Source organism: Deinococcus sp. QL22 (genome assembly GCF_023370075.1).
GTDB lineage: Bacteria > Deinococcota > Deinococci > Deinococcales > Deinococcaceae > Deinococcus.
In genome coordinates, this window is the sequence record NZ_CP097152.1 from 234,511 (window position 1) to 258,614 (window position 24,104).

At 62.8% G+C, this 24,104-nt stretch carries 32 protein-coding genes and 3 pseudogenes; 17 read left to right on the forward strand and 18 right to left on the reverse strand.

Annotated features, from left to right (window positions below; genetic code table 11):
* Window positions 1-277 precede the first annotated feature (277 nt).
* Complete coding sequence (locus M1R55_RS23240) at window positions 278-1,681, forward strand: replication initiator protein A (protein ID WP_249395760.1); 1,404 nt, start codon at window positions 278-280, stop codon at window positions 1,679-1,681.
* 356 nt (window positions 1,682-2,037) lie between these two features.
* On the opposite strand, the gene M1R55_RS23245 is transcribed toward M1R55_RS23240, so the two are convergent.
* The gene (locus M1R55_RS23245) at window positions 2,038-2,751 is read right to left on the reverse strand and encodes a TetR/AcrR family transcriptional regulator (protein WP_371827303.1); all 714 of its coding nucleotides are present in this window, start codon (window positions 2,749-2,751) and stop codon (window positions 2,038-2,040) included.
* Between the two features lie 87 nt (window positions 2,752-2,838).
* On the opposite strand from M1R55_RS23245, the gene M1R55_RS23250 reads away from it, so the two are divergent.
* On the forward strand, window positions 2,839-3,879 hold the full coding sequence (locus tag M1R55_RS23250) for an NAD(P)-dependent alcohol dehydrogenase (RefSeq protein WP_249395761.1): 1,041 nt from the start codon (window positions 2,839-2,841) through the stop codon (window positions 3,877-3,879).
* A 136-nt stretch (window positions 3,880-4,015) separates the two neighbouring features.
* Window positions 4,016-4,321, forward strand: a complete 306-nt coding sequence (locus M1R55_RS23255) for a hypothetical protein (protein WP_249395762.1) — start codon at window positions 4,016-4,018, stop codon at window positions 4,319-4,321.
* A gap of 107 nt (window positions 4,322-4,428) precedes the next feature.
* Here the strand turns inward: M1R55_RS23255 and M1R55_RS23260 are convergent, their stop codons facing one another.
* Together M1R55_RS23260 and M1R55_RS23265 are read right to left on the reverse strand one after the other, a co-directional pair.
* A complete protein-coding gene (locus tag M1R55_RS23260) occupies window positions 4,429-4,839 on the reverse strand; it encodes a DUF4386 domain-containing protein (RefSeq protein ID WP_371827308.1) in 411 nt (136 codons plus the stop codon).
* Window positions 4,815-5,036 (reverse strand): hypothetical protein, encoded by a 222-nt coding sequence (locus tag M1R55_RS23265; protein ID WP_249395763.1) that lies wholly within the window; start codon window positions 5,034-5,036, stop codon window positions 4,815-4,817. The genes M1R55_RS23260 and M1R55_RS23265 overlap by 25 nt, the downstream gene beginning before the upstream one ends.
* A gap of 121 nt (window positions 5,037-5,157) precedes the next feature.
* Here M1R55_RS23265 and M1R55_RS23270 point away from each other — a divergent pair.
* Window positions 5,158-5,733, forward strand: a pseudogene (locus M1R55_RS23270) (IS6 family transposase); the annotation flags it as partial.
* Between the two features lie 22 nt (window positions 5,734-5,755).
* Here the strand turns inward: M1R55_RS23270 and M1R55_RS23275 are convergent.
* From M1R55_RS23275 to M1R55_RS23295, 5 genes are all read right to left on the reverse strand, one after another.
* Window positions 5,756-6,178: a cytochrome c gene (locus tag M1R55_RS23275; RefSeq protein ID WP_249395764.1), complete on the reverse strand. Its 423-nt coding sequence runs from the start codon at window positions 6,176-6,178 to the stop codon at window positions 5,756-5,758.
* A 60-nt stretch (window positions 6,179-6,238) separates the two neighbouring features.
* Window positions 6,239-7,963, reverse strand: coding sequence for a b(o/a)3-type cytochrome-c oxidase subunit 1 (locus M1R55_RS23280; protein WP_305880280.1), 1,725 nt, complete (start codon window positions 7,961-7,963; stop codon window positions 6,239-6,241).
* The gene (locus M1R55_RS23285; RefSeq protein ID WP_249395765.1) at window positions 7,960-8,544 is read right to left on the reverse strand and encodes a cytochrome c oxidase subunit II; all 585 of its coding nucleotides are present in this window, start codon (window positions 8,542-8,544) and stop codon (window positions 7,960-7,962) included. Before M1R55_RS23285 ends, M1R55_RS23280 begins: the two co-directional genes overlap by 4 nt.
* A gap of 3 nt (window positions 8,545-8,547) precedes the next feature.
* A complete protein-coding gene (locus M1R55_RS23290) occupies window positions 8,548-8,754 on the reverse strand; it encodes a hypothetical protein (protein ID WP_249395766.1) in 207 nt (68 codons plus the stop codon).
* Window positions 8,755-8,932: 178 nt separating this feature from the next.
* Window positions 8,933-9,763: a bacterial transcriptional activator domain-containing protein gene (locus tag M1R55_RS23295; protein WP_249395767.1), complete on the reverse strand. Its 831-nt coding sequence runs from the start codon at window positions 9,761-9,763 to the stop codon at window positions 8,933-8,935.
* Window positions 9,764-9,863: 100 nt separating this feature from the next.
* On the opposite strand from M1R55_RS23295, the gene M1R55_RS31880 reads away from it, so the two are divergent.
* From M1R55_RS31880 to M1R55_RS23315, 5 genes are all read left to right on the forward strand, one after another.
* Entirely contained in the window at window positions 9,864-9,995 is a 132-nt protein-coding gene (locus M1R55_RS31880) for a hypothetical protein (protein WP_256566060.1), read from the forward strand.
* An 87-nt stretch (window positions 9,996-10,082) separates the two neighbouring features.
* A complete protein-coding gene (locus M1R55_RS23300; RefSeq protein WP_249395768.1) occupies window positions 10,083-10,319 on the forward strand; it encodes a ferredoxin in 237 nt (78 codons plus the stop codon).
* Window positions 10,316-10,759: a group III truncated hemoglobin gene (locus M1R55_RS23305; protein ID WP_249395769.1), complete on the forward strand. Its 444-nt coding sequence runs from the start codon at window positions 10,316-10,318 to the stop codon at window positions 10,757-10,759. The genes M1R55_RS23300 and M1R55_RS23305 overlap by 4 nt, the downstream gene beginning before the upstream one ends.
* Window positions 10,756-11,049: a cupin domain-containing protein gene (locus M1R55_RS23310; protein ID WP_249395770.1), complete on the forward strand. Its 294-nt coding sequence runs from the start codon at window positions 10,756-10,758 to the stop codon at window positions 11,047-11,049. Before M1R55_RS23305 ends, M1R55_RS23310 begins: the two co-directional genes overlap by 4 nt.
* A 38-nt stretch (window positions 11,050-11,087) precedes the next feature.
* Entirely contained in the window at window positions 11,088-11,759 is a 672-nt protein-coding gene (locus M1R55_RS23315; protein ID WP_249395771.1) for a Crp/Fnr family transcriptional regulator, read from the forward strand.
* 686 nt (window positions 11,760-12,445) lie between these two features.
* On the opposite strand, the gene M1R55_RS23320 is transcribed toward M1R55_RS23315, so the two are convergent.
* Together M1R55_RS23320 and M1R55_RS23325 are read right to left on the reverse strand one after the other, a co-directional pair.
* Window positions 12,446-13,159, reverse strand: a complete 714-nt coding sequence (locus M1R55_RS23320; RefSeq protein WP_249395772.1) for a molybdopterin-dependent oxidoreductase — start codon at window positions 13,157-13,159, stop codon at window positions 12,446-12,448.
* A 286-nt stretch (window positions 13,160-13,445) separates the two neighbouring features.
* Window positions 13,446-14,567, reverse strand: a complete 1,122-nt coding sequence (locus tag M1R55_RS23325; protein WP_249395773.1) for a M23 family metallopeptidase — start codon at window positions 14,565-14,567, stop codon at window positions 13,446-13,448.
* A 119-nt stretch (window positions 14,568-14,686) separates the two neighbouring features.
* On the opposite strand from M1R55_RS23325, the gene M1R55_RS23330 reads away from it, so the two are divergent.
* Window positions 14,687-15,700, forward strand: a complete 1,014-nt coding sequence (locus M1R55_RS23330; protein ID WP_249395774.1) for a M23 family metallopeptidase — start codon at window positions 14,687-14,689, stop codon at window positions 15,698-15,700.
* Between the two features lie 93 nt (window positions 15,701-15,793).
* Here M1R55_RS23330 and M1R55_RS23335 read toward each other — a convergent pair whose 3' ends face one another.
* Both M1R55_RS23335 and M1R55_RS23340 read right to left on the reverse strand, forming a co-directional pair.
* A complete protein-coding gene (locus M1R55_RS23335) occupies window positions 15,794-16,081 on the reverse strand; it encodes a PIN domain-containing protein (protein ID WP_249395775.1) in 288 nt (95 codons plus the stop codon).
* A complete protein-coding gene (locus M1R55_RS23340; protein WP_249395776.1) occupies window positions 16,078-16,314 on the reverse strand; it encodes an AbrB/MazE/SpoVT family DNA-binding domain-containing protein in 237 nt (78 codons plus the stop codon). The genes M1R55_RS23335 and M1R55_RS23340 overlap by 4 nt, the downstream gene beginning before the upstream one ends.
* A 162-nt stretch (window positions 16,315-16,476) precedes the next feature.
* Here M1R55_RS23340 and M1R55_RS23345 point away from each other — a divergent pair, with 162 nt between their 5' ends.
* The 3 genes from M1R55_RS23345 (at window position 16,477) to M1R55_RS23355 (ending at window position 17,847) form a co-directional block, all read left to right on the forward strand.
* The gene (locus tag M1R55_RS23345; RefSeq protein WP_249395777.1) at window positions 16,477-16,740 is read left to right on the forward strand and encodes an AbrB/MazE/SpoVT family DNA-binding domain-containing protein; all 264 of its coding nucleotides are present in this window, start codon (window positions 16,477-16,479) and stop codon (window positions 16,738-16,740) included.
* Between the two features lie 3 nt (window positions 16,741-16,743).
* Complete coding sequence (locus M1R55_RS23350; protein WP_249395778.1) at window positions 16,744-17,136, forward strand: PIN domain-containing protein; 393 nt, start codon at window positions 16,744-16,746, stop codon at window positions 17,134-17,136.
* A gap of 135 nt (window positions 17,137-17,271) precedes the next feature.
* Complete coding sequence (locus tag M1R55_RS23355; RefSeq protein WP_249395779.1) at window positions 17,272-17,847, forward strand: site-specific integrase; 576 nt, start codon at window positions 17,272-17,274, stop codon at window positions 17,845-17,847.
* On the opposite strand, the gene M1R55_RS23360 is transcribed toward M1R55_RS23355, so the two are convergent.
* The 5 genes and pseudogenes from M1R55_RS23360 to M1R55_RS23380 form a co-directional block, all read right to left on the reverse strand.
* A complete protein-coding gene (locus tag M1R55_RS23360; RefSeq protein ID WP_249395780.1) occupies window positions 17,790-18,560 on the reverse strand; it encodes an ABC transporter substrate-binding protein in 771 nt (256 codons plus the stop codon). The two genes, M1R55_RS23355 and M1R55_RS23360, sit on opposite strands and share 58 nt — an antisense overlap.
* Before the next feature lie 28 nt (window positions 18,561-18,588).
* Window positions 18,589-19,425 carry a PfkB family carbohydrate kinase gene (locus M1R55_RS23365; RefSeq protein ID WP_249395781.1) on the reverse strand — a complete coding sequence of 279 codons (837 nt, stop codon included), beginning with the start codon at window positions 19,423-19,425 and terminating at the stop codon, window positions 18,589-18,591.
* A gap of 1 nt (window position 19,426) precedes the next feature.
* Window positions 19,427-20,467, reverse strand: coding sequence for an SIS domain-containing protein (locus M1R55_RS23370; RefSeq protein WP_249395782.1), 1,041 nt, complete (start codon window positions 20,465-20,467; stop codon window positions 19,427-19,429).
* 83 nt (window positions 20,468-20,550) lie between these two features.
* The gene (locus M1R55_RS23375; protein WP_249395783.1) at window positions 20,551-21,303 is read right to left on the reverse strand and encodes a GntR family transcriptional regulator; all 753 of its coding nucleotides are present in this window, start codon (window positions 21,301-21,303) and stop codon (window positions 20,551-20,553) included.
* A gap of 78 nt (window positions 21,304-21,381) precedes the next feature.
* Window positions 21,382-21,504: pseudogene (locus M1R55_RS23380) on the reverse strand (aldo/keto reductase); the annotation flags it as partial.
* A 65-nt stretch (window positions 21,505-21,569) separates the two neighbouring features.
* Here M1R55_RS23380 and M1R55_RS23385 point away from each other — a divergent pair.
* Window positions 21,570-22,153, forward strand: a pseudogene (locus tag M1R55_RS23385) (transposase); the annotation flags it as partial.
* 193 nt (window positions 22,154-22,346) lie between these two features.
* Here the strand turns inward: M1R55_RS23385 and M1R55_RS23390 are convergent.
* Window positions 22,347-22,568: a hypothetical protein gene (locus tag M1R55_RS23390; protein ID WP_249395784.1), complete on the reverse strand. Its 222-nt coding sequence runs from the start codon at window positions 22,566-22,568 to the stop codon at window positions 22,347-22,349.
* A gap of 569 nt (window positions 22,569-23,137) precedes the next feature.
* On the opposite strand from M1R55_RS23390, the gene M1R55_RS23395 reads away from it, so the two are divergent.
* The 3 genes from M1R55_RS23395 (at window position 23,138) to M1R55_RS23405 (ending at window position 24,028) form a co-directional block, all read left to right on the forward strand.
* On the forward strand, window positions 23,138-23,335 hold the full coding sequence (locus M1R55_RS23395; protein ID WP_249395785.1) for a hypothetical protein: 198 nt from the start codon (window positions 23,138-23,140) through the stop codon (window positions 23,333-23,335).
* Between the two features lie 29 nt (window positions 23,336-23,364).
* Window positions 23,365-23,541 (forward strand): hypothetical protein, encoded by a 177-nt coding sequence (locus M1R55_RS23400; RefSeq protein ID WP_249395786.1) that lies wholly within the window; start codon window positions 23,365-23,367, stop codon window positions 23,539-23,541.
* Between the two features lie 166 nt (window positions 23,542-23,707).
* Complete coding sequence (locus M1R55_RS23405) at window positions 23,708-24,028, forward strand: hypothetical protein (protein ID WP_249395787.1); 321 nt, start codon at window positions 23,708-23,710, stop codon at window positions 24,026-24,028.
* The last annotated feature ends 76 nt before the right edge of the window (window positions 24,029-24,104 follow it).

Below are 24,104 nucleotides of genomic sequence, written 5' to 3' on the forward strand. Positions count from 1 at the left end.
AGCGCCTGAAAAGCACGACATACTTGGGGCATTTAACCGGGGCCTGACGACATACTTGGGGGAAAGAGGACGTAAAGCGCGACACTCTTGGGGGGAAAGAGGACGTAAAGTGCGACACTCTTGGGGGGAAAGAGGGCGAAAACACTGTCTGGCACACCCAGGGCCCCTCCCGCTTGATGTTGAAATCATCATTCTTTACTGCTGTACTTCATCTAAAAGAACATCAACATTCAAGGCGTGGCCCTGCACGCGCTAGACTGGCCACACCGGAGACCATGTGACGCGTGAACGCAAGAGCAAAGTTCAGCGAGGACAGGCCATGCAGCGCTTCACGGAGGCCAACGTGGCGCGGCTGGGCCTCATTTCCATTCAGGAACGGATTCCGGCGGACTTCACCCGTTGGGCTTTTGAATTTGACGTCGACGGCCGGATGGGTCACCTCTCCTGCTTCAGTCCTGCCGAGTGCGGGGGCGTACCGCATGGCCTGGACGGTGACATCGCCAACGCCCTGATCGACCTGTTCATGGAACAGGGTGCGCCAGAAAACGGGACGGTCACCACCACCGCCAGCCAGCTGCTGCTGCGGGCCGGGCTGCACAACAACGGTCATTATCACCGGGTGCTGACCGAATCCCTGCGGCGGCTCAAGCAGGCCACCTATACCCTGAGTCACGCCTGGCGCGACCATGAACAGCAGCGCTGGACCAGCGGCACCTTCAGCTACGTGCTGGCCTATGAGGTGACCTCCGGGGAGCGCGATACGGTCACCGAGGGCGCGGTGCTGGCGATCACTCTGGCGCGGCAGATCGGCCAGTCGATCCGGGCCAAATACGTCAAGCCACTTGACTACGCTTTTCTGACCTCGCTGGAACGGCCCCTGACCCGGGCGCTGTACCGGTTGTTGGATGCCAAGCGGCATGATCCGCATGATCTGACCCGGGTGGTGGCGTCGTATCAGGTCAACCTGCTGGACTGGGCGGCCGAGTGCAAGATTGTGGATCTGCGGACGGACAAGATCCGCCGCACCCTGGAGGGCGCCCATGAGGAGCTGCGGGAGCGCGGCTACTTGCAGGAGGTGGTCTATGAAGGCCGGGGCCGCAAGCAGACGCTGACCTACCGCTTTGGCGTGCAGCTGGTGGGGGAGAGCGACTCCGCCCTGATCCTGGCTCTGGTGGCCTTGCGGGTGGCGCGGCCTGTGGCCCGCAAGCTGGTCGACACTCTGGGAGAAGCGCGGGTGCAGGCCCGGCTGAATAAGTTTCGGGCCCTGCTGGCGTCCGGGTATAAGGCCCGCAATGCGTCAGCCCTCCTGGTGGACGTCATCAAGGATGAGGAGGGCAAGTACGCCGATCCGCTGGGTTTTGCCCCCCCAGAGCAGGAGAAGGCGGTGCAGCAGGCGCAGGTGGAGCGCCAGAAACGGGCAGTGGTGGATTTCGAGCATGAGGAGCGCGAACGCGAAGCGGCGTTTCAAGCGTTGAGTCTTGAAGCGCAGGCGGATCAGACGGTGCGGACGCTACAACTGGTGCTCAAAACCCGGTTGGATACCGCTCAGTATGCTCGGCTGCGCTCGGCTCTGGCCGCCGGGCGAGCTGATGCCGGACAGGTCGCCAAAGCGGTGACCAAGGCGGCCTTTGAAGGCACGGTGGAAAAGGTTCTTGAGGACTTGGCTGTCCTGACCGGATAAGGAAGCAAAGCAAGGTGAGGACACGGTCCTGACATGAGGAGCCCCGTGCTGGGAACAGCCAGACCGGCGCAGGCTCACGGGACATCACCTCCGCGATAGAGGGGAACCGCCAAGGTCTAGTGGCTCAACCAGACCTACGCAAAGTCGGGTGAGGCCCAGGGAGCGCGGGCGCCAATCGTGTTGCCTTAACTGAGTCCACCAACATCCGGGGGAGAGGTTCAGTCAGTGGACAGCCCTCTGGCAAGCAGCGTCTACGGCACCTAACGACGGCTGTTGGTAGGTTTCCAGACTCTTCTTGCCCAGATGGCCGCCCGCGACCGGGCCAGGTTTGGGGGGTACTCCGGCGATGAACGAGCTTAGCGCCGCACTACAGACGCCGTCCCATCGGTCAGGCGCTCGATGCCGTCCAGGATCAGATCGAGACCGATCTCAAACTCGTCGGCATACGCGTATCCCGGCTGAAGCACGTGATCTACAGCGATCTCCAAGAGAAAGGGGTACTCTCCTGCGGGCATCTCTGCCAGCAGGGTGTCCGCAACGGGAGCGGCCTGACCAGAGGTGTTGAAAGGCAGGTTGATCTGTTGAAGAACGAAGCCGTAGAGGTAGCTGTCCAGCACCGAGTAGGCGTGGGCCGTCGCTGGAAGCGGGAATCCGCCTGTTCTGAGGCAGCCGAGCACCGCGTTGTGGTGACGCAACGTGGCCGGGCCAGGTGCGGTGCGCGACTCCATCAGACCGATGGCCCAAGGATGACGGATCAGGGCGGCGCGGGCGGAGATCGACCGCGCCCGCAGCGCAGTCTTCCAGCCGTCTTCCGAAGACGGCAGGTCGATCTCGGCAAACACCAGGTCAATCAGGCCGTCGAGCAGCTCGGTTTTGTTGGCGACGTGGTGGTAGAGCGACATCGCCTTGACGCTTAACGCATCGGCGAGCTGGCGCATCGTCAGCGCGTGGATGCCGTCCCGGTCGGCGAGGAACAGGGCGGTGCGCAACACCAGTTCCCGGCTCAGGCGAAGTCGAGGCGTCGTCGTTGGGTCATTCGGGGGGATCGGCGGCTTGTCCATAGTCTCCATTTCTGCTTGACAAGCTTACAGCGTAAGCCTATGGTTGGCTTGCTGCCTTACAGTGTAAGGTCAGCGGAAGTTCAGGAGGAACCGCCCATGATGAGCAAGACCGCACGAATCGCCCCTCCTTTCGCTGACCGCCGCACCATGCAGGCAGTCGTGCGTGACCGCTACGGCTCGGCCGATCTGTTGCAGCTCCGGCAGGTCGAGCTTCCCACGATCACCGGAGATCAGGTGCTTCTCCGCGTCCATGCGGCGGGCCTCGACCGTGGCGCTTGGCACATCATGACCGGGCGGCCTTACCTGATGCGCCTGGCGGGTTTTGGCCTCCGCGCGCCCAAGAACCGGACGCTGGGCTCGGACGTGGCGGGCGTGGTCGTGGCCGTCGGCCCGCAAGTGACCGACTTCCGACCTGGAGACCGAGTTTTTGGAACGTGTTTCGGCACCAGCCACGGCTCCTTCGCCGAGTACGCCGTGGCCCGCACCAACAAGCTGGCCCGGATGCCTGCCGACACCTCGTTCGAGCAGGCGGCCGTCGTACCGGGGTCTGCCCAGACCGCCCTGCAGGCCCTGCGGGATCACGGGCGGGTGCAGGCCGGTCAGCGTGTCCTGATCATCGGCGCCTCAGGGGGCGTGGGCAGTTTCGCCGTGCAACTCGCCAAGGCGTTTGGTGCGGTGGTCACGGGCGTGTGCAGCACGGCGAAGGTCAACCTCGTGCAGTCGCTGGGGGCCGACCACGTCATCGACTACTCGTCAACCGACCTCGCCCAGATGACTGAGCGCTACGATCTGGTGCTCGACATCGGCGGCAACCGGTCACTGTCGCGGCTCCGGCGCCTGCTCACCGCCCACGGCACGTTGGTGCTGGTCGGCGGTGAGGCGGGAGATCGCTGGACGGGTGGGCTGGGCCGTCAGGTGGGGGCCATGTTGATCTCGCGCTTTGTCCCTCAGCGCCTCGTGTCCTTCATCACCAAGGAGAACAGCGCCGATCTGGAAACTCTGGCCAGGATGATCGAAGCCGGCACCCTGATCCCGCAGCTTGACCGGATCACTCCACTGGCGGGCGTGGCCGACGCGATGCATGACCTGGAGGCGGGCCGGGTGAGCGGCAAGGTGGCCGTCTCCGTCGCCAGCTGACTTGGAGCGGCAAGAAACCTCCTATTCTTGAGGTGACATGAAACGTAATGCAGCTCTGATTTTCTCCGGTTGTGTCCTGGTTGTCGTTTTTTTCCAATGTGCTCTGGCTGCTGGCGCACCCTGGGGGAGCTACGCCATGGGCGGCGCGTTCCCGGGGCAGTTCCCACCCGCCCTCAGGATAGCGGCCCTCGTTCAAGCGGCCCTGCTGGCCGCGATGGCTGGTCTGGTGCTGTCCCGTGCGGGTGCGGCCCTTCCGCGGTGGGCCAAAGCGTCACGCGCGCTGATCTGGCCCGTCGTGGCTTTCTTCGCACTGGGGTTGGTGCTAAACCTCATCACCCCAAGTGCACGCGAACGTGCCATCTGGGCGCCGGTCACGCTCGTCTTGCTGGTCAGCAGCGCCCTCGTGGCCACCCATCGGCGGGAAGGCCGCGTCTCTCCCTAGCCTGCGCGTGCTGCACTGCACCCGCAAGTTCCTCGGGCCCTGACAGGACTGCCCCCGAGGGCCAGTTCTGCTGGCTGCCGCCTCGGACTGACCCACTTCAAGCGGGGCTAAGGGATGTTCAGCGCAGGGGCGGTTTGTGCTGGCTGGCTGACGGTTCCCACGGCAGGCGTGAACGTCTTCAGGCCTTTGACCAGGAGCCAGCCCGCGAGCATCATCTCGTAGGCGGCCACCGGCAGTGCCAGCCCCACTCCCCAAGCGGAAATCTGCTCAATGATACCGAACAGCTCCAACAGGCCTGCGGCAAAGACCGAGACGGCCCCCACCATCCCCAGCCCGGAGATGAACCGGGGCACGAGTTTGGCGGCATAGAGAAGCAGGGCGCAGAGGAACGTGTTGACGCCGAGCATCAAATTTGGCCCCAGAATAAAGGTCCATGTGAGATGGAACTGGCTGTCGAACAGCAGGTGCGCCAGCGCCTCAGGACGTGGTTTGTTCAGAAGCTGGAGGAGCGGACGCAGTGCCCGAACTCACGGCTTATTTCGAAAGCCATGACCGCCACCTTACTGGCCAGCGGCGTCTGCGAAACGGCCATCCAATGGGCCCGGATGTCTTCAGCCCCGCCTTTGGAGCCCTGTCTCACCGAGGCGATGGTGTTCTTGTCCGCAGGACTCCAGTCAACCGGATACGCCACCTGACCACGCTGTGTGAACGTCATTCCCTCCGACGCACCCTGAATTGAGCTGTGAGAGGGTGCCCACACGGCTGAAAACCCCAGGCGCTGCGCGTCGCACCTGGGGTTGTGTTGCCTTAACCGGGCTGAGGGGGCCTCACCTGGCGTGACCGATCCGGTCCCTGACCGCCACCGATTCAGGGTGAGCATCATTCAGCACGCTCTCGGGTTGTCCCACCGCGCGAGATGTTCAAGAGGGACTGCACGTGCGCAGCATCGGGGTCAGTCACGAGACTTGGCGACAGTGGAACATCCCTTTTGCGCCGCTCCTGACCGAAGCCCTGCGTTCCCGAGAACCCCGGCGAGGTTCTCGGCGGCATCTGATGGAAGGGTGCGTCAAGGTCGGTGCGGTGAGGCACTGGGCAGGGCCAGCAGTTGACGAATGGGGCGACGTACAGGGCCTCCTTTTTCGGGAACACCGGGAGAGCGAGGCTGCCCACGCCTTGTTCGTGCGCCTGTTGGGGAAGACGACCTGCCGGACATCATTCGCAGCGGCACGTTGTGGCGTGATGGGACAGCGTTGCGCCACCCACCTGAACGCCGCGAGCTTGGCGGCAAACGCAGGACTTCCTGGCCCGGCACGCCCGGGTGGGTCTCCCACTTCCACCGCCAGACCCGAAGCGCTGTACCGGGCATCTGGAGGAAAAACCACCCCTCCCCAGCGGTTCTCCTGGGGCACCGAGCTGAAGTGGCCAGAACCCTTGTTACGGTGCCGCCGAACTGCCCACCACGAACGCCCGAATCGCCTGCAGTTGCTCGTCGGTCACAGGTTCTCCGTTCAGGCCCACCTCCGCAAAGCGCGGCATGACCACGCTGAGTTGGCGGCCTTCGGGGGCTTTGCCGTGCAGCACCGCAGCGGTAAATTCGGCCTCCGACCAGGTGCGCGATGAGGTCAGGGCCGGGCCGATGCCCCCCTGAGCCTGAGCGCCGTGACACCCGCCGCAACTGGCGGCGTACAGCTGGCTGCCGTTGACCGGGGCCGAGGCCAAAGCAGGCGACATCTGCGCGCCTTGGGGGCCAGCCATCCCCAAACCCGTACGGTAGGAACCGACCCCGATTCCGGTGGCTACCGCGACCAACGTTACGGCCACCAGCACCTCACGCACGCTAAAGCCTTCACCTGACATGTTGCCCCCCTGCTTTCATCGCCACTCTCAGCAGTCCAGCTCCCAGCAGTCCGGCGCTCATCAGTACAACTTCCAGCCGGGGACGGGTTGCAGACCGGTGACCATGCCCAGCAGCACGGGGCCGTACATCAGCAGCACCAGCAGCAGGGCCGCCGCCCACAGCGCCAAGAGGGGTTCCGTCACGCGGACGAGGCGGTTGGCTCCCGCCAGGTGTTCCCCGGCGGGGCTGAGGACTTCGCTGTAGGGGAGCGGCGTGGTCACTTCTCCCTGATCCACGCGGGGCGAGAGCAGCATGCGGAACAGGACATAAAAGAACATCAGAGCGCTGACCAGCAGGATGACGCCGCTGATGGCCGTCAGCAGTTGCGGCACGGCGATAGGCAGGTCGCGGTACACATCTGCGCCCGTCGCGCTGATCTGGGCCCGGCGCGGCACTCCCAGCAGGCCCTGCCAGTGCATGCCGAGGGCAAACACCATCATGCCGAGGAACCACGTCCACACTGACGCCGACGCGAGTTTCATGCTGGGGAGGCGCTTGCCGGTCAGGTGCGGAATCAGCCAGAACATGATGCCCATAAAGGTCAGCGTGGTCGCCGTGCCCACGGTGATGTGAAAGTGGCCGGGAATCCAGGCCGTGTTGTGAATGACGGGGGCAAAGGTAGAACTGGCATTCACGATGCCGCCCGCGCCGCCCAGAATGAACGAGATCATGGCGAGCACCTGGGCGCTGAAAATAGCGTTGCCCCAGGGCAGATACCGAATCCAGCCCACGATGCCCCGCCCGCCTTTGGCCCGCGCCGCGTCTTCGAGGGCGGCGGCCACACTAAATGCGGTGAGCAGGCTGGGCACGGCCACCAAAAAGGTCAGGAACATGTGCAGCACTTTCCAGAGCACCGAAATGTTGGGGTCGCTGTACTGGTGATGCAGGCCTACGGGTGTGCTGTTCAGCAGGAACAGGGCGAAGGTGAGCCGGGTCAGCGGTTCGGAAATCAGCCGCCCCCCGGCGTGGCGTGGCACGAAGGCGTACCACGAGATGTAGGCGGGCAGCAGCCAGAAATAGACGATGGCGTGGCCCGTCCACCAGAACAGGGTTTTTGCCAGGAGTGGGTCTACTCCCGCCGTCAGGCCCAGCGACCAGGGGATCAGCATCACCACCACTTCGGTGACCAGACCCAGCGAGGCCACCAGCCACATCATCCAGGTGGCGACGCACATATAGGTCACGAGCGGCGTGACGCGGCCCGGATTCGCCCGTTTCCATTGCCACCAGACCCAAATGACCTGCCCGGCCACGAGCAGGCTGGCCGCCACCATGATCGCGGCCCCGATATAGAACAGCGGGCTGCCCTGCATCGGCGGATAGAAGGTGTACAGCAGGGTGGCCTCATTGGTCAGCAGCGGCACGGCGGCCAGCAGCAACCCCGCCGTCATCATCAGGTACGTGAACCAAGCAAACCGCAGATTGATGCGGACACCGAGGTCACGTACGGGCAGGTACAGCATCCAACCGCTGATGAAAAACTGGGTGAACACCAGCGCGTTGAGGACGCCGTGCAGACTGAGGCCCTGATAGTAGGATTTGAGCAGGGCCTTGAGGATCGGAAACTCGTAGACGTTGATGCCGCCGTAGTTCAGGGCTTGCAGTGGCCCGATCAGCACGCCGATGAACAGGGCCAGGAACGCGGTGACGACGTAGTACTGCGTAACGGTTTTGAGCCGCGTCAGGTGAGCCGCGTCCTCTGATACGGCGGCAGGCCGAGAAGGTCTGGACAGGGTGATGGTCACGGTTGCTCTCCTGCGGATGTGGCGGTGTCCGGCCCGGTCACGATCACGCGGGCCAGCATGTTGTGGTGGCCGATGCCGCAGTATTCGTTGCATACGCTGTCCAGCGTGCCCGGCTCCCGGAAGGTCACGCTGAAACTGGTGACCTGTCCGGGAATCACGGTGGCGTTGATGTTGGTGCCCAGCACCATGTAGCCGTGCATCACGTCCACAGAGGTCAGGTGGATGGTGATGGGCCGTCCGGCGGGCACGCGCAGCACGGCGGGATCGAAGGCGAAGGCTTTGGCGACGATAAAGGCCTCCAGGCTACCGTCTGCGTTTTCGCGCAGGCCCGGTGTGGCAAACGGCGTGGCGGCCAGGGCGCGGGGATCGAGCCGCCCGCCCTCGACTCCAGTGATGTGGTGGCCCACACTGACGCCGCCGTTGTCACGCACCGCCTGATAGGTGCCGCTGATGAAACTGACCAGCACGCCTGTAAACAGCAGCACGGACAGAATCACAGAGATGACCAGCCAAATCGTTTCGTAGCGCTCCAGGGTGTGATGGTCGAGCCGGGGTGCGGGCAACAGGGGAAGGCGGGCCATCCGCTACGCCCGGCCCTGCTGAATCCCCAGCACCAACGTCCACAGCCACAAAACAGAGAGCAGCAGCACGCCGATGACCATCAGGGTGCCCCAAGGCACCACCGCAGACGCAGTCAGGGGCGGGGAAGGGGGCGGAGGGCCGGGGGACTGAACAACAGTTTGAACTTTGGATTCAGTCAGGGCAGCTTCAGTCAGGGCGGGTTTGGTCATGGGTGGGACTCCATGGTGTTAGGCTTCCGCGTGCCCATTACCAGGGCATTACGGCGAAGAGTGATGCGGGGCAGGACAGCAGAGTGCGCCGGACGCGCAGAGATGAAACCGAGTCCGACGAGCGTTTGCCTCTCACTTGATTGCGGCTGGAATTTGGTTTTAGGCCAGTGGCACGGCCCTATTCCACTTCACTTGATTGCTCGGTCAAGCCCAAAGCGGCGTGGAAAGCCAGCTCAGCGAACACGCAGGGGCGCTCGCCCGTTTTGATGCGCTCAGCCAACTGCACGGTGTCGGGCATGGGCGTATCTCCAATTTCGTCGCGCAGATAGAGGCGGTAGCGGCGGTAATGTTCTACCGCCCTGAAACGGCCCTGGGTCTGGGTCAGGCAGCCCATCAGGCGTTGGTGGTGGTCTTCCCCGATCAGCGGGTCGTTCTGAACAGCCTGCATCAGCAGGTCTACTGCCGCCGCACACTCGCGCTGGGCGCAGCAGAGGGCCGAGAGGGCCAGGCGGGCGCGGAGCAGCGCGGCACGGTGTCCCTGCCGGGCTTCCTCGACCCAATCGCCCCGAATATGCGGCAGATAGTCGCCCTCACTGCCGGCGATGACGCGCCGCAACGCCGCCGCCTGTTCCTGTGGGTCTGGAGCAGCGTGGGCTTCTTTCAGATCGCGGTGCATCTGCGCCAAATCGCTGGCGGCCCACACCTGCGGGTGCAGCAGATAACGGCCTTGCTGCTCGGTCACGGCGTCTGTCCGGCCCAGTGTTTTCCGCAGTCGGTGCAGGCTGACCCGGAAGCGGTTGGCAGCGGCAGGCGTATCTTCTTGCGCCCAGAGGTCAGACAACATGGTGGCCCGCGACGCGCCGAGCGGGTGGGCGTGCAGGTACCACAGGAGTTCTTCGGCGCTGCGGGCAGGCCACTGCAACAGCATTTCGCCGCGCCAGACGCCCACTTGCCCCAACGTCTGAAGACGCAAGGGCGGCGGGGCCGTGGATGCTGTCGGTTGTAGCATGTCGTGCCTCCTGACTTCAGCCCTGGATGAAAATGAAACGCGGAAGGGGGCGGCGTGACAGCCGTGGGACGTGGACTGAATTCGGAGGGGAGCCGGACGAGTGCAGAAACTTGCTGCACACTTCATCGGCCCCTCGCTCCATGCCCCAGCATCCTCCCCACTGCCGCCCAATGCCATGACTTTCGTCAAGACGGTGTGGGGCCGCGAGCGGGGCCTGACGATTGGCGCATAGCTTTAGACCTGACGCACAGCGCAGCCTTGACCATCAGCCCTTGACCAAAGTCATGGCGCGCGCCGCCCCGCCAGAGGATGCTGGGGCATGCCGCACATCATCACCAGCCCCTGTATCGGCGTTAAAGATCAGGCCTGCACGGAAGTCTGCCCTGTGGAATGCATCTACGACGGGGGCGACCAGTTTCTGATTCACCCCGACGAGTGCATCGATTGCGGGGCCTGTGTGCCCGCCTGTCCGGTCAGTGCCATCTATCCGGAAGAAGACGTACCGACAGAAGAAATGGCCTACATCGCCATCAACAAAGCGTTTTTCGGCCTATGAATATCAACCCGACCTTGCCTACCACGCCTTCCGAAGCTGGCCCGCGCCCGGCACACGGCCCTCTGGACGACGCCGAACTGCGTGCGCTGCTGTGGGCTTTTTACGGCGCGGTCATGCAGGACGGCCTATTGGCCCCGGTGTTCCGTACCAAATTGGGGCCGTTTCCCGGCGCGGGCTGGCCGGTGCACATTGCTCGGCTGGCTGGCTTCTGGCGGGCGGTCACGGGCAGCCCGAGCCACTACCGGGGGCAGCCTGCTTTGGCCCACCGCCATCTGGGTATTGGGGCCGAACACTTTGACCGCTGGCTGGAGCTTTGGCAAGACACCCTGAACGGGCAGCAGCGGTTGCCCTCCACGCAGGCGCACACCCTGCTGACGCTGGCACGCCGCATGCGGGTCAATCTCCAGCGGGCCGCCCTTCATCAACAGGATGACCAATGAACCGGGCCGAACCGCCCCAGATTCTCTGCGCCACCCCGCACGGACGCGTCCTTCTGTTCACATTGCAAACGGGCCAGGGCCTACCCAGTCACCGCCACCCACAGCACTGGGGAATCATTACGGTGCTGAGTGGAACGTTGGCGGCCACTTTTGGGGGGATGCAGACCCTCAGCCGATCTGAAGTGTTCAGATTCGACGCGAACGAGCCGATTGAACTGCGGGCGGCCACCGACGACACCTGTTTTCTGGTGACCCTGATCCCCATGACGCCGCCTGAAACGTTGCCGTGAAGTGGGCGGACGACTTGGGGCGCTAGCATGACCCGACTGTGACAGACCGCGCCCTAAGGATCTTGCTGCAACTCCCGATCTTTCGCGGCTCAAGCAGCGGGGTACTCGGTCCTCTGGCGCGTCAGGCCGAATTTCAGGCGCTAGAGCGGGGCAGCGTGCTGTTCCGTGTGGGAGACGCCATCGAGTACGTGCATGTGGTCGTCAGCGGGAGCGTGCGGGTCTTCCGAATGTCTAAAGACGGCTACCGGGAACTGACCCTGCACGTCGAAGGCCCCCGGCAGATGGTCGCCGCCATCGCGACCTTTCAGAGGCAGGCCACCTATCCTGCCAGTGCCGAGGCGTTACAGACCCCCACAGAAATTCTGCGAATGCCCGCCGACGTGGTACAGGCCACTGTCTTCGCCTCTCCTGACCTGTCGGCAGCCGTGATCGGGGCGTTCGCCCGGCGGCAGGCAGAACTGCTGAACCGCATAGATCAGCTGGTCTTCAGCGGTCTGAGCGTGCGCCTGGCCATCTACTTGCTGGAACACGCCCAGACTTCTTTTCAGCTGCCCACCAACAGTGAATTGGCCGCCTTGCTGGGCACGGTACCGGAACTCGTCAGCCGCAAGCTCGGAGAGTTTTACCGTCTAGGCCTGATTCGTCTGGAACACCGCCGGGTCGTGGTGGCCAACCTGGAGGAGTTGCAACGGCTGGTCGGTGAATCCTGAGGGGGAGCCAAGGACAGGCCAACCTCCTGAACCGCGTTAGGAAGTTAAACAGCTATCTGTGGGGGGTTCTGGCCACTTCAGCTCGGTGCCCCAGGAGAACCGCTGGGGAGGGGTGGTTTTTCCTCCAGATGCCCGGTACAGCGCTTCGGGTCTGGCGGTGGAAGTGGGAGACCCACCCGGGCGTGCCGGGCCAGGAAGTCCTGCGTTTGCCGCCAAGCTCGCGGCGTTCAGGTGGGTGGCGCAACGCTGTCCCATCACGCCACAACGTGCCGCTGCGAATGATGTCCGGCAGGTCGTCTTCCCCAACAGGCGCACGAACAAGGCGTGGGCAGCCTCGCTCTCCCGGTGTTCCCGAAAAAGGAGGCCCTGTACGTCGCCCCATTCGTCAACTGCTGGCCCTGCCCAGTGCCTCACCGCACCGACCTTGACGCACCCTTCCATCAGATGCCGCCGAGAACCTCGCCGGGGTTCTCGGGAACGCAGGGCTTCGGTCAGGAGCGGCGCAAAAGGGATGTTCCACTGTCGCCAGGTCTCGTGGCGGTTTCTGACAAGTTTATAGGTTGAGCTGAGTCGACGTCTTTCCGGAAAAAGGCTCAGTCCATCCTGGACGCCGTCACCACCAGCCGGGTTCCTGCCCGTTGTCGGTGGTCTGAGGTGCCGCAGGCTTGTCCAGACCAATCCTGTCTTCAGGTCATCGCGCTGCCTTCCGCACCCGCGCCTGTTCGCGTTCGGCTTCCCTGTTCCGAAAGCGCGCGGGCCCCGCGGAGATACCCGTTCAGCTGCGTGTGGTATACCCACCGCCAGAAGCGGGATACGCCGGTTGCGCTGCGTTCTTCCAGGTCTACCCTGCCGCGCGGGTGAGAGAGAAGCCGCCCGGCAAGACTGGTGACTGGCGCAGGGAGCAGCTCCAGGCGCCGGAGGTGCTTGATGTTCTTGTAGCCGTACAGTTGCGGCGCGATCAACCGCAGGGGCGCCCCATGAGCGGGCGTCAGCGGGGCGCCGTTCATGTGGTCGGCCAGCAGCACGTCGGGTTGCATCAATTCTTCCAGCGGGACGCACGCCTGGTAGCCGTCGTGGGCGCTGACCATCACGTGCGTCACGTCTGGCCGTGCGGAGTCCGCCAACGCAGCGGCCCACACGTCCGTAAACCGCCAGCCCTCCCACTGTACCCGGGGCGCGGTCCAGGTGGTGACGCAGTGGAAGTCACGAATGATGGCCGTCCGCGGGACGTGGGCCAGGAGCGATGGGGTCAGGACTGCTGGGCAGATGACGTGGCCGAAGATCCCGATCGGGGCATCGGGGGCGACCTGTACCTGGCGCCCCAGGTAGCGAGGCAGGCCAAATCGGGGCATGGGGCCGGGCAGAAAGACCTGGCCGGGAGCGGGGAATTCAGGGGTCATGGTACCTCCAGAGACGTTCGTTCCTGAAGCAGACTAGCCCAGTGGTGCGCAGGCCACCAGCACGTTCAATCCTGAGCGAAGGTGTTGGCAAGAGGAAACCTTACTGCGTTGCGAAAGCTATGGCCATCACCGCCGCCTCAATGGGGCATAAGCCCTCCCTTTTGCAGACTTGTTGTACGGCTCAGCCCCGTGAAGGCAGCGCCCTATAGCCGGCGGGTGATTAACACCTGGGGTTTCACCCAGCGAAGCTCTCAGAGATCGAGTGCCTCAGGCCGGGCGAGCAGGGTCACTGTGGCCAGAGGCGGTTCATCCAGCCTGCAGGATCTGTCGCGGTTCCTCTGACCCGGAGTTCGAGATGCAGATGCGGGCCGGTACTCAGGCCAGTGCTGCCGACCTCACCGATTTTTTGCCCGCGCTGAACCCGCTCGCCAATCCGAACCAGCAGCTTGCGCTGATGAAAATACAGGCTGGATACCCCCGCACCGTGGTCGATCACCACCAGACCACCCCGCACGGGAAATAGCTCAGCTAACACCACCGTTCCGTCATTCATGGCCGTCACAGGTGTGCCTGCGGGGGCCGGATAGTCTATGCCGTAGTGGTATTGAACGGGTCCGCCCGTTACATAGATCCGGGGTTGGCCGAAGGCGGTACTTTGCCCCTGCACCTTCAGTGCGGGTTGAAAGGGCTTCGACCAGGCCTGAGGCGTTCGCCGGAGGTAGGTCTGCTCTACCACCGTGTCCTCTGCTTTGCGGGCGGAAGCTTCCAACTTGCTGCTGAGACTGGCCGGAAGATTCAGGCGTTGGATCGGCTGCGGAAGTGAGCTGATCTTGACTGTTCCGCGAAGACGCTCTTCGCCCACCTGAATGTCATAGACGAGCGGTGTGCTTTTTCCGAGAACGACCCGCCCCAGCACCACAAACTCGTTTCCAAAGGCGACCGGCTGCAGCGCCTCGCCCGGCAGCTGGACGTCTTCGCCCTCTTCGCTCAGAAACCGTACGGTGGCTTGAGCGGCACGCGGTCCACCCAGCCTCAGGACAAACGCCTCCCCCACCTCCAGCGTGGCAGGAGCCACGACCGTCAGGCCCACCAATTGCTCGGTCTGGGGAGTGGCCGGCGTCTGAACAGGCACTTCTCCAGGAAACTGGAGGGCCTGTCCGACTTCAAGGGCGGTGCTGGTCAGGCGGTTGAGCCGCATCAGTTCCGCCACGGTCGTTCCCTGAGCCCGCGCCAGGCTGTACAGGGTATCGCCCGGCTTTACCGTGTAGGCGCTGGCCCCACTGCTCAGCAAGGCCAGCACCAGGAGGGTGGCCTGCCGAAACTGGAGGAAGGGGCGGCGGCCTTGAGTCCGGTGCGCCGCGCTGGTCTGCATTGAGGGGCTGGTTGGGGGGCGGGGGGTCTGAATCATGGGGTTCCTGTGATCATGGCTAGATTCTGCTTGAAAACGCCGCCTAACACTGGGCAAGCCGGGGTGGTCGCTGGCCAAGAGGTTCCACCTTCCCCAGTCTGATCGGGCATAGTGCGGCTATGAATGTTCCTGTGGCTCTGCTCGCGGTTCTCCTGTCCTGGGGTTCAGGCACGTACACCGTCAAGCCCGGCGACACCCTGTATTCCATTGCCCAAACGCAGGGCACCACCGTTTCTGAGTTAACGGGACTCAACCGCCTTCAGAGTCCTGCCCTCCAGGTCGGCCAGATCCTGCAACTCTCTTCAGCTGCTCCTGCTGTGCAGCAGATGGCGGGCGTCACCGTGACGGCTCCAACTCAAGTTCGTATGGGTGACGCATTCGTGTTGCGCCTCTCGGGATCCCGGGTGCAGGAGGCGACCGTGCGGTTTCCAAGCGAGGTGGGTGAAGATGTTCGCCTGCCGAACGAGGTGCTGAAGCCGGTCAGTTCCGCCGGAGGGGCACTCGTGTTCGGACGGGTGGTGTTGGGCAAGTCGACGCCCGTCGTGTACGAGATTCGCGTGGGACAGGACGTGATCCGGGGTTCCATTCCGGTCACGGACCAAAGACAAGCCACACAGCATTTGAACCTGCCCTCAAGTATCAGCAGCAGAATGCAGGATCCGGCCCGCAAAGCCGAGGAGGAGGCCGTCGAACGGGCCTACACCCTGCGAACGGCCCAACAGTGGAATCAACCGTTCCAGGTCGCGCTCTCGACCCGGCTGACGGCGAGCGCATTTGGTCAACCCCGCACCTATACCGCCGGCAGTCCCGTTGTGTACCACTACGGCGAGGATTACCTCGCCAAAGCTGGGACACCCGTCCGTGCCGTCAATGCCGGCGTCGTCGTCGTCGCCGGCAACTACCCGGTTCGCGGCGGCCTCGTGATCATTGATCACGGCCTGGGGGTCACCAGCCTGTACTTCCACCAGCGCCGCGTGCTGGTGCGCGTGGGCCAGACGGTGAGCCGGGGGCAGCAGCTCGGAGAAGTGGGTTCCGAGGGTGTCAGCAACGCTCCCCATTTGCACTTGGAACTGCGGGTGCGCGGAGAGGCCACCCGTCCCGCACAGTGGATGAACCGGATCTGGCCACAGTAACCCCGAGAAGAATGGGGTAACCAGGGTGCCTGGAGCCCGTGCACTTCCGGACGCCGTCCTGAAAGGTGATCTTGCTGGCCACCGTAACGTTGTTCAGGGGGCTTGTGGTACCCACCAGTCACCGGCGGCACACTCCGCCGTCAGCGCTGGCAGACACCACGGCGCGTGAGTCCGACACATCAGCTCGACCTGCAGGCCTTCAATGCGCAGATCCCGCGCAGCGGCCCGCACGTCGCCGCCGCGCTCACCGACTTTGCTCAGCACTTCGGCGAAATTAACGGCACTGATCACGGCGTCATTCTGGAGGGCCGCGTCCACTTGATCTGCGCCCGGTTCCTGCCGAAGCCAAGCGATGATGGCGCTGGCATCCAGAATGATCACTCGCCTCCTTCACGTCGCGCAGCCTCACGGCGGTCTTGCAAGAACTCCTCTGTCAGATTCACGTCTTCGGGGGCAAGTTGGGCGCCGAGGGCGAAGAGGCGTGACCGCGCTTCGCCTTTTTGTTCCATCACAATGCGTTCCCCATCCACATACAGCACAAACTCGCTACCTTTAGGAACATTGAGGCGTTCACGCACTTGGACAGGCACAACAACGCGACCTTGGGCGTTCATGCGCAACTTTGGCCGTCATGGTGTCAGGGCACCAAAAAGTATGTCAGACCTTTTCCAGATCTGTCATTCGAAGCTCCTCTTTCTGGTAAGCAAGTCTCACCAAAAGGGTGAGAAAAGCGGTGGGAGTGAGTGTTGCTTGTGCCCTGTCTGTTAAAATCAGGCATGACTGTGATGCTCTCCTATCATCTAAAATTACAGGCACAGGGACGCCTTGTGGTACCTACGGATGTTCGTGCCGAACTTGGCTTAAAAGAGGGCGATGAGGTCATCCTCCTGAAAGAGAGCAATGGGTACCGCCTGACCAGTCGCTCTCTATTGGCGGCAGCGCTGCTTGGCTCCCTGCAGAAGACAGGCGCTCCCGAGCTTGACCTCACGGCGGAACTGCTCTCCGACCGGCAGGCCGAGGCGGCACAGAAGGGTTGGTAAGGGGTGCTTCTGGATGCCAGTGCCCTGATGGCCTATCTGCTGGACGAGGACGGGGGAGAGCAGAGTCTGCAGGTGATCGCCAGCCGACCGTGTTTCGTCAGCAGCGTGACGCTCACCGAGTTGGAGGGCAAACTGGTCGGACGTGGGGCCTTTACTCCGCAACAGGTGCAGGCCGCGCTTGATCCGCTGCTGTCTCTGGTCTCTGAACTCCCCTTTGATGCCCAGTGCCGTCCCCGAGCCGCGTTTTATTACGCCCGCAAGAGTCCGTATGGACTGAGCCTCGGCGACGCGGCCTGTTTGGGCACGGCGGACGCGTTGGGGCATGACGTCCTGACCGCTGAACGAGGCTGGGCCACCATTCCAGACCTGCCGTTTCAAGTGCACCTGATCCGGTGAGGCAGCCTCAAGAACCCTGGCGGATCAGAGACCTTGGGTAGGGGGAGAGATGACGCTGGAACTGTAGCGGCAGGAAACTCTGGCCCCTTCCCGCGCTTGGGTGGCCCTCGCCCCGAAGAGCGGAGGCGACGGGCCGTGGCTGCTGTCACCGAAGGCGACACCGCCACGCTGCTCGACCTCCTCGAAGCCCATTTTGTCCGGACGCACGGCCACGTCAGTCCTGAAACCTTGCGCAAATACCGGCTGGGTGCCCGCACTTGGCTGAGCTATGCCCAAGCGAACGCGGTCGAGGTCTTGCATCCGGAAGCCGAAGACACCGACCTGTGGGTGCGGGCCATGGAGACTGCCGGGAAATCCCCCGCCTCTGTCGGCGTCCTGCTCGCCGGAGCACGCGCCCTCTACGCTGCCCTCCGTTGGAGCCGGGCCACCAAAGACACGCCGTTTACCGACACCAAGCCGAAAAAAGATAGGCGGCGCCCTTGGGATGAGCGCCAACCCTATCCAGAGTGGTGTATCAAGTTCAGTTCCCTATTTGCGGAAGAACTGCATGACCGGGAACCGGGGCGGGGTTCCCGGTCATGCAGTTTGATGACCTGCCCGCTCTTGCAGCTTCACTGTGTTGGTTTTTTCATTGCTTCTCCCCATTGCTTCGCTCAGGGCTTTGGGCAACGAACATCCTGTCCAAAGTATTTGACGCTGAGCTTGGCATAGGTTCCGTCTGCCATCAGGGTCGCCAGGGCTTTGTTGACCGCGCTGAGCAACTCGGGATTGTTTTTGTCCATCGCCATGCCGATGCGTTCAGGAAATACGATGTCGCCCAGTTGCAATTTGCCGGGCAGTACCTTGCTGGCATCGATGGCGTTGAAGCGGTCGAGCACCATCGCATCGGCGCGGTTGTTCAGCACGGCGTTGATTTGGTCGTTGGTGGTCGAAAACGTCTTGACGCCTGCAATGCCAGGCAGCTTTTGAACGTAGCCCAGATAGGTGGTGTTGACGCCCATGGTGACCACCTTGCCTCTCAGGTCTGCCAAGGTGCGGGGTCCGCCGGGCCGGGCGACCAGCACGCCGCCGCTGCAATAGTGCGGCGCTGAGAAATCCACCGCTTTGAGCCGCTCGGGGGTGATGCCGTGGGAGGCGATCACCAGGTCGTAGCGGTTGCGGTTCAGCCCCAGCAGCAGGCTTTCAAACACCACCGTTGTCCACACCGGCTTCAGGTTCAGCTGACGGGCCAGCGCATTGCCCAGCTCCACCTCAAAGCCAGTCAAGGTCTTGTTTTTGTAAAAATTGAAGGGAGGATAGTTGCCCTCGGTGGCGAGCCGCAGCACCCCCGATGTTTTGATCTGCGACAGGGAAGACGCCTGGGCAGGAAGCGTAGCACTCGCAAGGGACACGACCAGCAGGGCATACATCCGGGACTGGGACATTCTGTTCTCCTTAGAAGGGGCTGAGCTGTTAAAGGGGCGTGGACTGAAGAAGGTGAGCAGGAAAGGGCGCGCCGTGCCCAAACGCTCCGGGGGTAGCGCAGTTGCGGGCGGCTTCTTGGGCACCGGCGTTCAGCGCCGCTGGGATGTCCTGATGCTCGGCCCACTGCTGCAAAAAGGCGGCAATAAAGGCGTCACCAGCCCCGAGGGTGTCGGTCACCTGCGCCGGAAGACTGGGCTGGAAGTAGAGTTCCCCGCCACTCAAGGCCAATGAACCCTCCGCACCACGGGTCACCACTACCACCCGCGCCCCGTGCTCCGCCGCCGCTGTGGCCAGAGCCTGCGCCGCTTCCAGCGAACCTTCGCCCGCCGATAAGAAAGCCACGTCCAGCAGGGGGCAGACCTGAATCAGAAGCTCTGGAGTCCATTCCGACGAAAAATCGTAGGACAGCACTGGCGCGGCCTGCCGAATCTGGGGCAGCACTTCATCTAAGGCGCTGTAAATGCTGGTATGCACCAGGTCGTGGCGGGCAATGAAGCTGAGGTCCTGATCGTCGAGAGTCCACTGGCCCTGCACGCCGGGGTCACTGCCCACAAAATGACGGTCGCCGCCTCGGTGCTCGATTTTGGACCAGGAGGTCAGGCCCTCTATCTGGCGGCAGTGCGTGATATCCACGCCCTCGGCCCTCAGGGCCCCCAGAATCAGGTGGCCCGCCGGATCTGTGCCGACACAGCCCATGTAGCTGGAAGGGTGGCCCAGCCGCGCGCTGAGCGCTGCGGCGTTCACCGCGTTTCCACCGGGGTACATGGTCGCGCTGCTCAGGTACAGGTCAGCGGTATTGTCCCCCATTCCGAGCAAGCGGGCCATCTCAGTACTCCGTGATCCACATGTAGCGCCGGGTGTCCAGAGATTGCTGGCGCTCGGCGGCAAGGTGTTCTGCAAAGCGGTTCAGGGCAGCCTGAAGGGCGTACGGGGCCAGAAGCGCCCGAACCTCGGGAGCCACGCCCGTCATGGGCAGGTCGCGGGAATCGTAGGCCATCACGTGGCTGGTGTATTTCTGGCAAAAGGCCAACGCCCGCTCGGCCAGAGGGCGGCTGGGGTCTTCTCCAAGCAGCACGAAGACGGGGGTGTGTTCATCCAGAATCTCAAAGGGACCGTGGAACCATTCGGCGGCCTCAAAAGGAACGCTATGCACCCACTGCATTTCCATCAGCATGCAGACGCCGAACACGTAGGCAGTGGCAAACACCGGCCCCGACGCCAGATGATAAAAGGTCTGGTTTGTGCGGTACGTCTGGGCGTCGATCCGGCCCCGCGCGTCACTGAGTTCCGCCGATTCCACCAGCACGCCGGGCAGGGCGTCCAGCGAACGCATCAGCGGTTCATAGAGGGCGTACCCGTGCCGTCCATCCAGCAGCCCGGCCACCAGCCCCTGCAACACGATATACACCCCGGTATGGGCCTGCTCGGTTTCTCCCATCAGGAGCAGATGCTGTGCGCCCTGTGACAGGGGTTTGTCTGCGGTACTGGTGACCACCACGGTGCGGCAGATCTGGCCCCTCAGAAACTGTGCCGCCTGAACCGTTTCCTGCGTGGTGCCCGATTTGGAAGCCAGGACTACCAGGGTGCGTTCGTCCAACTTGGGCTGCAAGGCCAGAAATTCTGCTGGAAAGTAGCGCTTCACCACCAAGTCGGTCTGGGCCTGGTCAAGCCAGTACTCCAGGCTGAGCATGACGCGGTTGGGCGCACCGCAGGCCACAAAATAGATGCGGTCGATCTGATGGGCCAGCTCACGGCCCAGTGCAGCCGCCTCGTCTTTGGCCCGCAGCGCCCCTTGCAGGCTGCTGACAATCAGATCGCGGTCGATGGCGGCGGCAACAACGGACGGGACAGTCTCGGGGGTCAGCATACAGCTCCTTGGTCTACTTGGTATATACCAAGCATACGCTGGACTGTTTGGGTTCGTCAAGGCTTCCGGTCAAGAGCCTGCGTTCAGGGCTCCTGTGCCACGACGGCGCGGCCCTCGCCGATGTTGAACACCACCAACTGTGGGTGATTGACCGATTTAAGGTATTCAAACGGCTGGCCTGAGGTGTCCTGCACCACCGAGCGGTACAGCAAAACGGCGTGGTTGGGGGCCAGATTGAGGGCTTCGGCCTCAGGCGGAGTGGCGAACGAGACCCCGATCACGCTTTCCCCCAGCGCGGCGGCGATTCCGTAGCGCTCTTCAAGGATCTGATACAGCGATCCGCCTTCCAGCAGGTCTTCGGCGGCCAGGCCCGGAACCCGCGCCGCCGACAGATAACTCGTTTCCAGACAAAAGGGCACGCCGTCCACGAGGCGCAGGCGGCGGATGACCACCACGGGGCTGCCGGGAACGAGGTGCAATTTGGACGCCACATTGGCCGGAGCCGCGGTTCGTAGGAATTCCAGCAACTTGCCTCCGGCCCGCCCCCCTGTGGCCGCCACCATCTGCGTGATGCTGTGAAGGTGAGCGTGATTAAGCAGTCGCCGGACTTTGGGCGTGCTGACCCGCGTGCCGGTCGTGCTGTCCCGCTCCAGCAGCCCCTGTTTGACCAGGTTGTCGACCGCCCGGCGCACTGTCATGCGGCTGACGCTGAGAGTCTGGGCCAGTTCTCGCTCCGAGGGCACCTTGTCGCCGGGCTGGTACTCGCGGCTTCCGAGCATTTCCTGAAGACGCTGCTGAACCTGCAGGTAGCGGCGTGGCGTTAAGTCGTCCGTCATTTCCTCTATCATGCCGTCTTTCGGAACCCAGCTGGGCCACACAGACGGATCTGGCCTCTGGGATAAGCCCAGTCTCAGCTACCCAGAACGGGATGGTTCCTCCAGCGCCTGAAGATCGGCTGGCGTGAGCTGGATGCTGAGGGCCGCCACGGCATCTTCGAGGTGCGGCATCTTGCTGGCTCCCACGATGGGCGCGGTGACGCACTTTTTAATCACCGCGAATAGGGGTTGACCTGTAGGGTAAAACATGCGAAAGGGACGGTGTTATGGGCCGTCCCGACCTCACTTCACTGCCGCTTTCCACTGCTGTGCCCCTGCTCCGTCGTTGAACCCTTCCTTACACTCCACCGAACCTGCTTCATCCACACGAAAAAATCTCAGACGCAGAACTCCTGGCGATTGCCCTTCTTCAAAAACTGCATCAGGTGCCGTATTTCAGCCGCTGGTGGAGCTTTCTCAAGCTCAATCACTTCCCCCACTTTCCGTCCGGGACCCAGGCCCGCATTCGGCTGGCCCGCTTGACCCGGTGGTTGAGCAGCTCGCGACCGAAGTCCAGGAACTGGACTTCGGTGCCGTGGACTCCGAGCCCCTTCCTGTATCGACGTTCAAGCGAGCACCACGCTGCAAATTCAAGGGCGCGAGGTACGGATTGAGCACGGCTGAACCCGTCTACGGCTTCAAACTTCATGCGTAGAGTGGCCTGAACGGCAAGACTGTGCGCTATGAGATTTGTCCAGCCAATGAGCATGATTTCAGCGTCTTGTGTGACATGAACAGAGTTTGGCCCTCCGTAGGAGGGCCAAAGCAGCTTGGGGATGAGGGGTATCAATCCGGGACGTGCCTGACGCCGGTTGAAACGGCGAGTAATGTCTTCGCCTGACTCACGATGATCGCAGCCGTGTCATACGACCGGCTCAACCGCTCCAATGTGGCGCGTTCCTCCTCAGTTAGAGCACGCAGCGGGTTTTTCTGGACACGGGGCATCCTCAAAGACTACGCCCGTGGCAAGTGACCCACCAGGAGAGCGGAGAGTGGGTTTTAGCTCAGACCCAGGCTTGGGCCGTCCATAGGGCGCCGGGCGTTCTGGCTTGACTCAGGCGAATGACGGTGCCCCGCTCGTCCTCCCAGACTTGTACGTGCTCACCGCCGTGCATCCTGAGTGCGTTGTCATGGGCGATATAGCGATCTGAGCAGTGCACCAGCGTCACGACCCGGTCTCCAGTTTCCACGAGCACCTGCTCACCGTTATGCGTCAATACTTTCATGGCTGAGGCTAAAACAGCGTGATTTCCTACAATGAAGTGCTTCTTGCCAATAGCTTCATAAGTGTGAAGCGTTCTGCCCTGGCTGCTTCGCCGAGCCGTCTTAAGGATGCCGATCCCTGACCAGCATTTATAGATTGAGTACACGAGTGATGTTGAGGGCTAAACCGACTCCAGCACCCGGCCCAGGAAGTGGGCACGCTGCCGCGTGATGATCAAGCATTCGCCCGGCAGGTCGTCGGCCGGACGAAGTCAGAGATCGCATCCGCCCTCCAGTCCAGTCTCCGGCACGGCCAAGCTCTCGCGTAGGGGGCCGTTGTTACTGACAGAAGCCCGGCCGATCATGGCGGGGGTACCTTGGCGTTTGGGAAGACCTACTCCCGCCGAAGCGTGGGGAGAACATACAAAACCACGAGCATTCGTTCCCAAGAGCAAGTGTCTCGACTCGTGGTAAGACACCTCCAATTCCGACGCGCTCATGCCGCATCTACCCGGATCAGCACCCCGATGCCTGCCTCTGTCGCCGTGCAGAAGCCCGTGTCTACGGCGTCCAGTATCCTGAAATAGCGCCGATGGTGCGTCCGTTGGTTGGGCTGCTGGAAGACATGGTGACCGCAGGCATTAAAGCGGCGTACCCGTTGGCCGTCAAGCGCAAGGAATACCGGACAGCTCCGGCAAGCTTGACGCCCTCTGTGCGCCTCAACGCTCAAGACCGCTTTACGGGGTTTGCATCCTCTGACAAGGTGAACAGAGGACAGTCGAAGTCTTAGAGGAGACCAAATTCTAGTGGAGGTGACAGATGACGCGTCATGACGAAGAAGAGCAGCGTACAAAGACCCGTCAGCCTGAAGCGGTGCCGGAAGAGCACGGTCAACCTGAGCCCACAGATCACCAGGGTCAGGAACGCCCGAATCCCAGCACAGGGCCGGGCACGCATGGTCGGCCTTCAGACGATGCAGACCCCGGCCACAGCTGAGGAGCGCTTTCCTCCTGCGCCCCAGCTGTGGCTAAGGGCGGGGGCGGTTTTTGGGTTGAATTTAGTTATGGGTCGCCGGGCACACACTCCTGGCCGATGGAGACGGCGGAGAAGGCACAAATGTGCGTCAGATGGCTGTGAGACACCTCCTCCTACACTGCTGGACATGACATTCCACACCCTTCCAAGTGCTGTCCACCTGGAACAGCTCAAGCAAGACCTTGAAGAGCGCCTTCCTACGAACTGTACCGTCTACGTGGAAGGCTCGCCAGCCGTGATGCCTGAGGTATTTACCGTCACCGTCAAGACCTATCAGGTCAAAACGGCGACAATTGCTGGGGTCGTGTTGCCTTTTGTGGCGATGAAATGGAAGCAGAAAACACAGCAACAAATCACAGAGGATGTGGCCGCGCTCGTTCAGGTGGAACTGATGAAGGGGTTACCGCCCAAAGGCTCGGAAGGCTTCACGCGCCGCACACTCCACTAATAGGCGTCCCTGCCCCAGCTTTGGTTGGCAGGCGGAGGCGGTTTTTGGCGTTGGGGGTGGGCGAGCTGATGGAGAG

Bases quoted from the DNA above. Each gene is read 5' to 3' on its own strand.
- M1R55_RS23245 (WP_371827303.1), bottom strand. From the start codon at position 2,751: ATGGAGACTATGGACAAGCCGCCGATCCCCCCGAATGACCCAACGACG.
- M1R55_RS23250 (WP_249395761.1), top strand. From the start codon at position 2,839: ATGATGAGCAAGACCGCACGAATCGCCCCTCCTTTCGCTGACCGCCGC.
- M1R55_RS23255 (WP_249395762.1), top strand. From the start codon at position 4,016: ATGGGCGGCGCGTTCCCGGGGCAGTTCCCACCCGCCCTCAGGATAGCG.
- M1R55_RS23265 (WP_249395763.1), bottom strand. From the start codon at position 5,036: ATGACGTTCACACAGCGTGGTCAGGTGGCGTATCCGGTTGACTGGAGT.
- M1R55_RS23275 (WP_249395764.1), bottom strand. From the start codon at position 6,178: ATGTCAGGTGAAGGCTTTAGCGTGCGTGAGGTGCTGGTGGCCGTAACG.
- M1R55_RS23285 (WP_249395765.1), bottom strand. From the start codon at position 8,544: ATGGCCCGCCTTCCCCTGTTGCCCGCACCCCGGCTCGACCATCACACC.
- M1R55_RS23290 (WP_249395766.1), bottom strand. From the start codon at position 8,754: ATGACCAAACCCGCCCTGACTGAAGCTGCCCTGACTGAATCCAAAGTT.
- M1R55_RS23295 (WP_249395767.1), bottom strand. From the start codon at position 9,763: ATGCTACAACCGACAGCATCCACGGCCCCGCCGCCCTTGCGTCTTCAG.
- M1R55_RS23300 (WP_249395768.1), top strand. From the start codon at position 10,083: ATGCCGCACATCATCACCAGCCCCTGTATCGGCGTTAAAGATCAGGCC.
- M1R55_RS23305 (WP_249395769.1), top strand. From the start codon at position 10,316: ATGAATATCAACCCGACCTTGCCTACCACGCCTTCCGAAGCTGGCCCG.
- M1R55_RS23310 (WP_249395770.1), top strand. From the start codon at position 10,756: ATGAACCGGGCCGAACCGCCCCAGATTCTCTGCGCCACCCCGCACGGA.
- M1R55_RS23320 (WP_249395772.1), bottom strand. From the start codon at position 13,159: ATGACCCCTGAATTCCCCGCTCCCGGCCAGGTCTTTCTGCCCGGCCCC.
- M1R55_RS23325 (WP_249395773.1), bottom strand. From the start codon at position 14,567: ATGATTCAGACCCCCCGCCCCCCAACCAGCCCCTCAATGCAGACCAGC.
- M1R55_RS23330 (WP_249395774.1), top strand. From the start codon at position 14,687: ATGAATGTTCCTGTGGCTCTGCTCGCGGTTCTCCTGTCCTGGGGTTCA.
- M1R55_RS23340 (WP_249395776.1), bottom strand. From the start codon at position 16,314: ATGAACGCCCAAGGTCGCGTTGTTGTGCCTGTCCAAGTGCGTGAACGC.
- M1R55_RS23345 (WP_249395777.1), top strand. From the start codon at position 16,477: ATGACTGTGATGCTCTCCTATCATCTAAAATTACAGGCACAGGGACGC.
- M1R55_RS23360 (WP_249395780.1), bottom strand. From the start codon at position 18,560: ATGTCCCAGTCCCGGATGTATGCCCTGCTGGTCGTGTCCCTTGCGAGT.
- M1R55_RS23365 (WP_249395781.1), bottom strand. From the start codon at position 19,425: ATGGCCCGCTTGCTCGGAATGGGGGACAATACCGCTGACCTGTACCTG.
- M1R55_RS23370 (WP_249395782.1), bottom strand. From the start codon at position 20,467: ATGCTGACCCCCGAGACTGTCCCGTCCGTTGTTGCCGCCGCCATCGAC.
- M1R55_RS23375 (WP_249395783.1), bottom strand. From the start codon at position 21,303: ATGACGGACGACTTAACGCCACGCCGCTACCTGCAGGTTCAGCAGCGT.
- M1R55_RS23390 (WP_249395784.1), bottom strand. From the start codon at position 22,568: ATGAAAGTATTGACGCATAACGGTGAGCAGGTGCTCGTGGAAACTGGA.
- M1R55_RS23395 (WP_249395785.1), top strand. From the start codon at position 23,138: ATGGTGCGTCCGTTGGTTGGGCTGCTGGAAGACATGGTGACCGCAGGC.
- M1R55_RS23400 (WP_249395786.1), top strand. From the start codon at position 23,365: ATGACGCGTCATGACGAAGAAGAGCAGCGTACAAAGACCCGTCAGCCT.
- M1R55_RS23405 (WP_249395787.1), top strand. From the start codon at position 23,708: ATGACATTCCACACCCTTCCAAGTGCTGTCCACCTGGAACAGCTCAAG.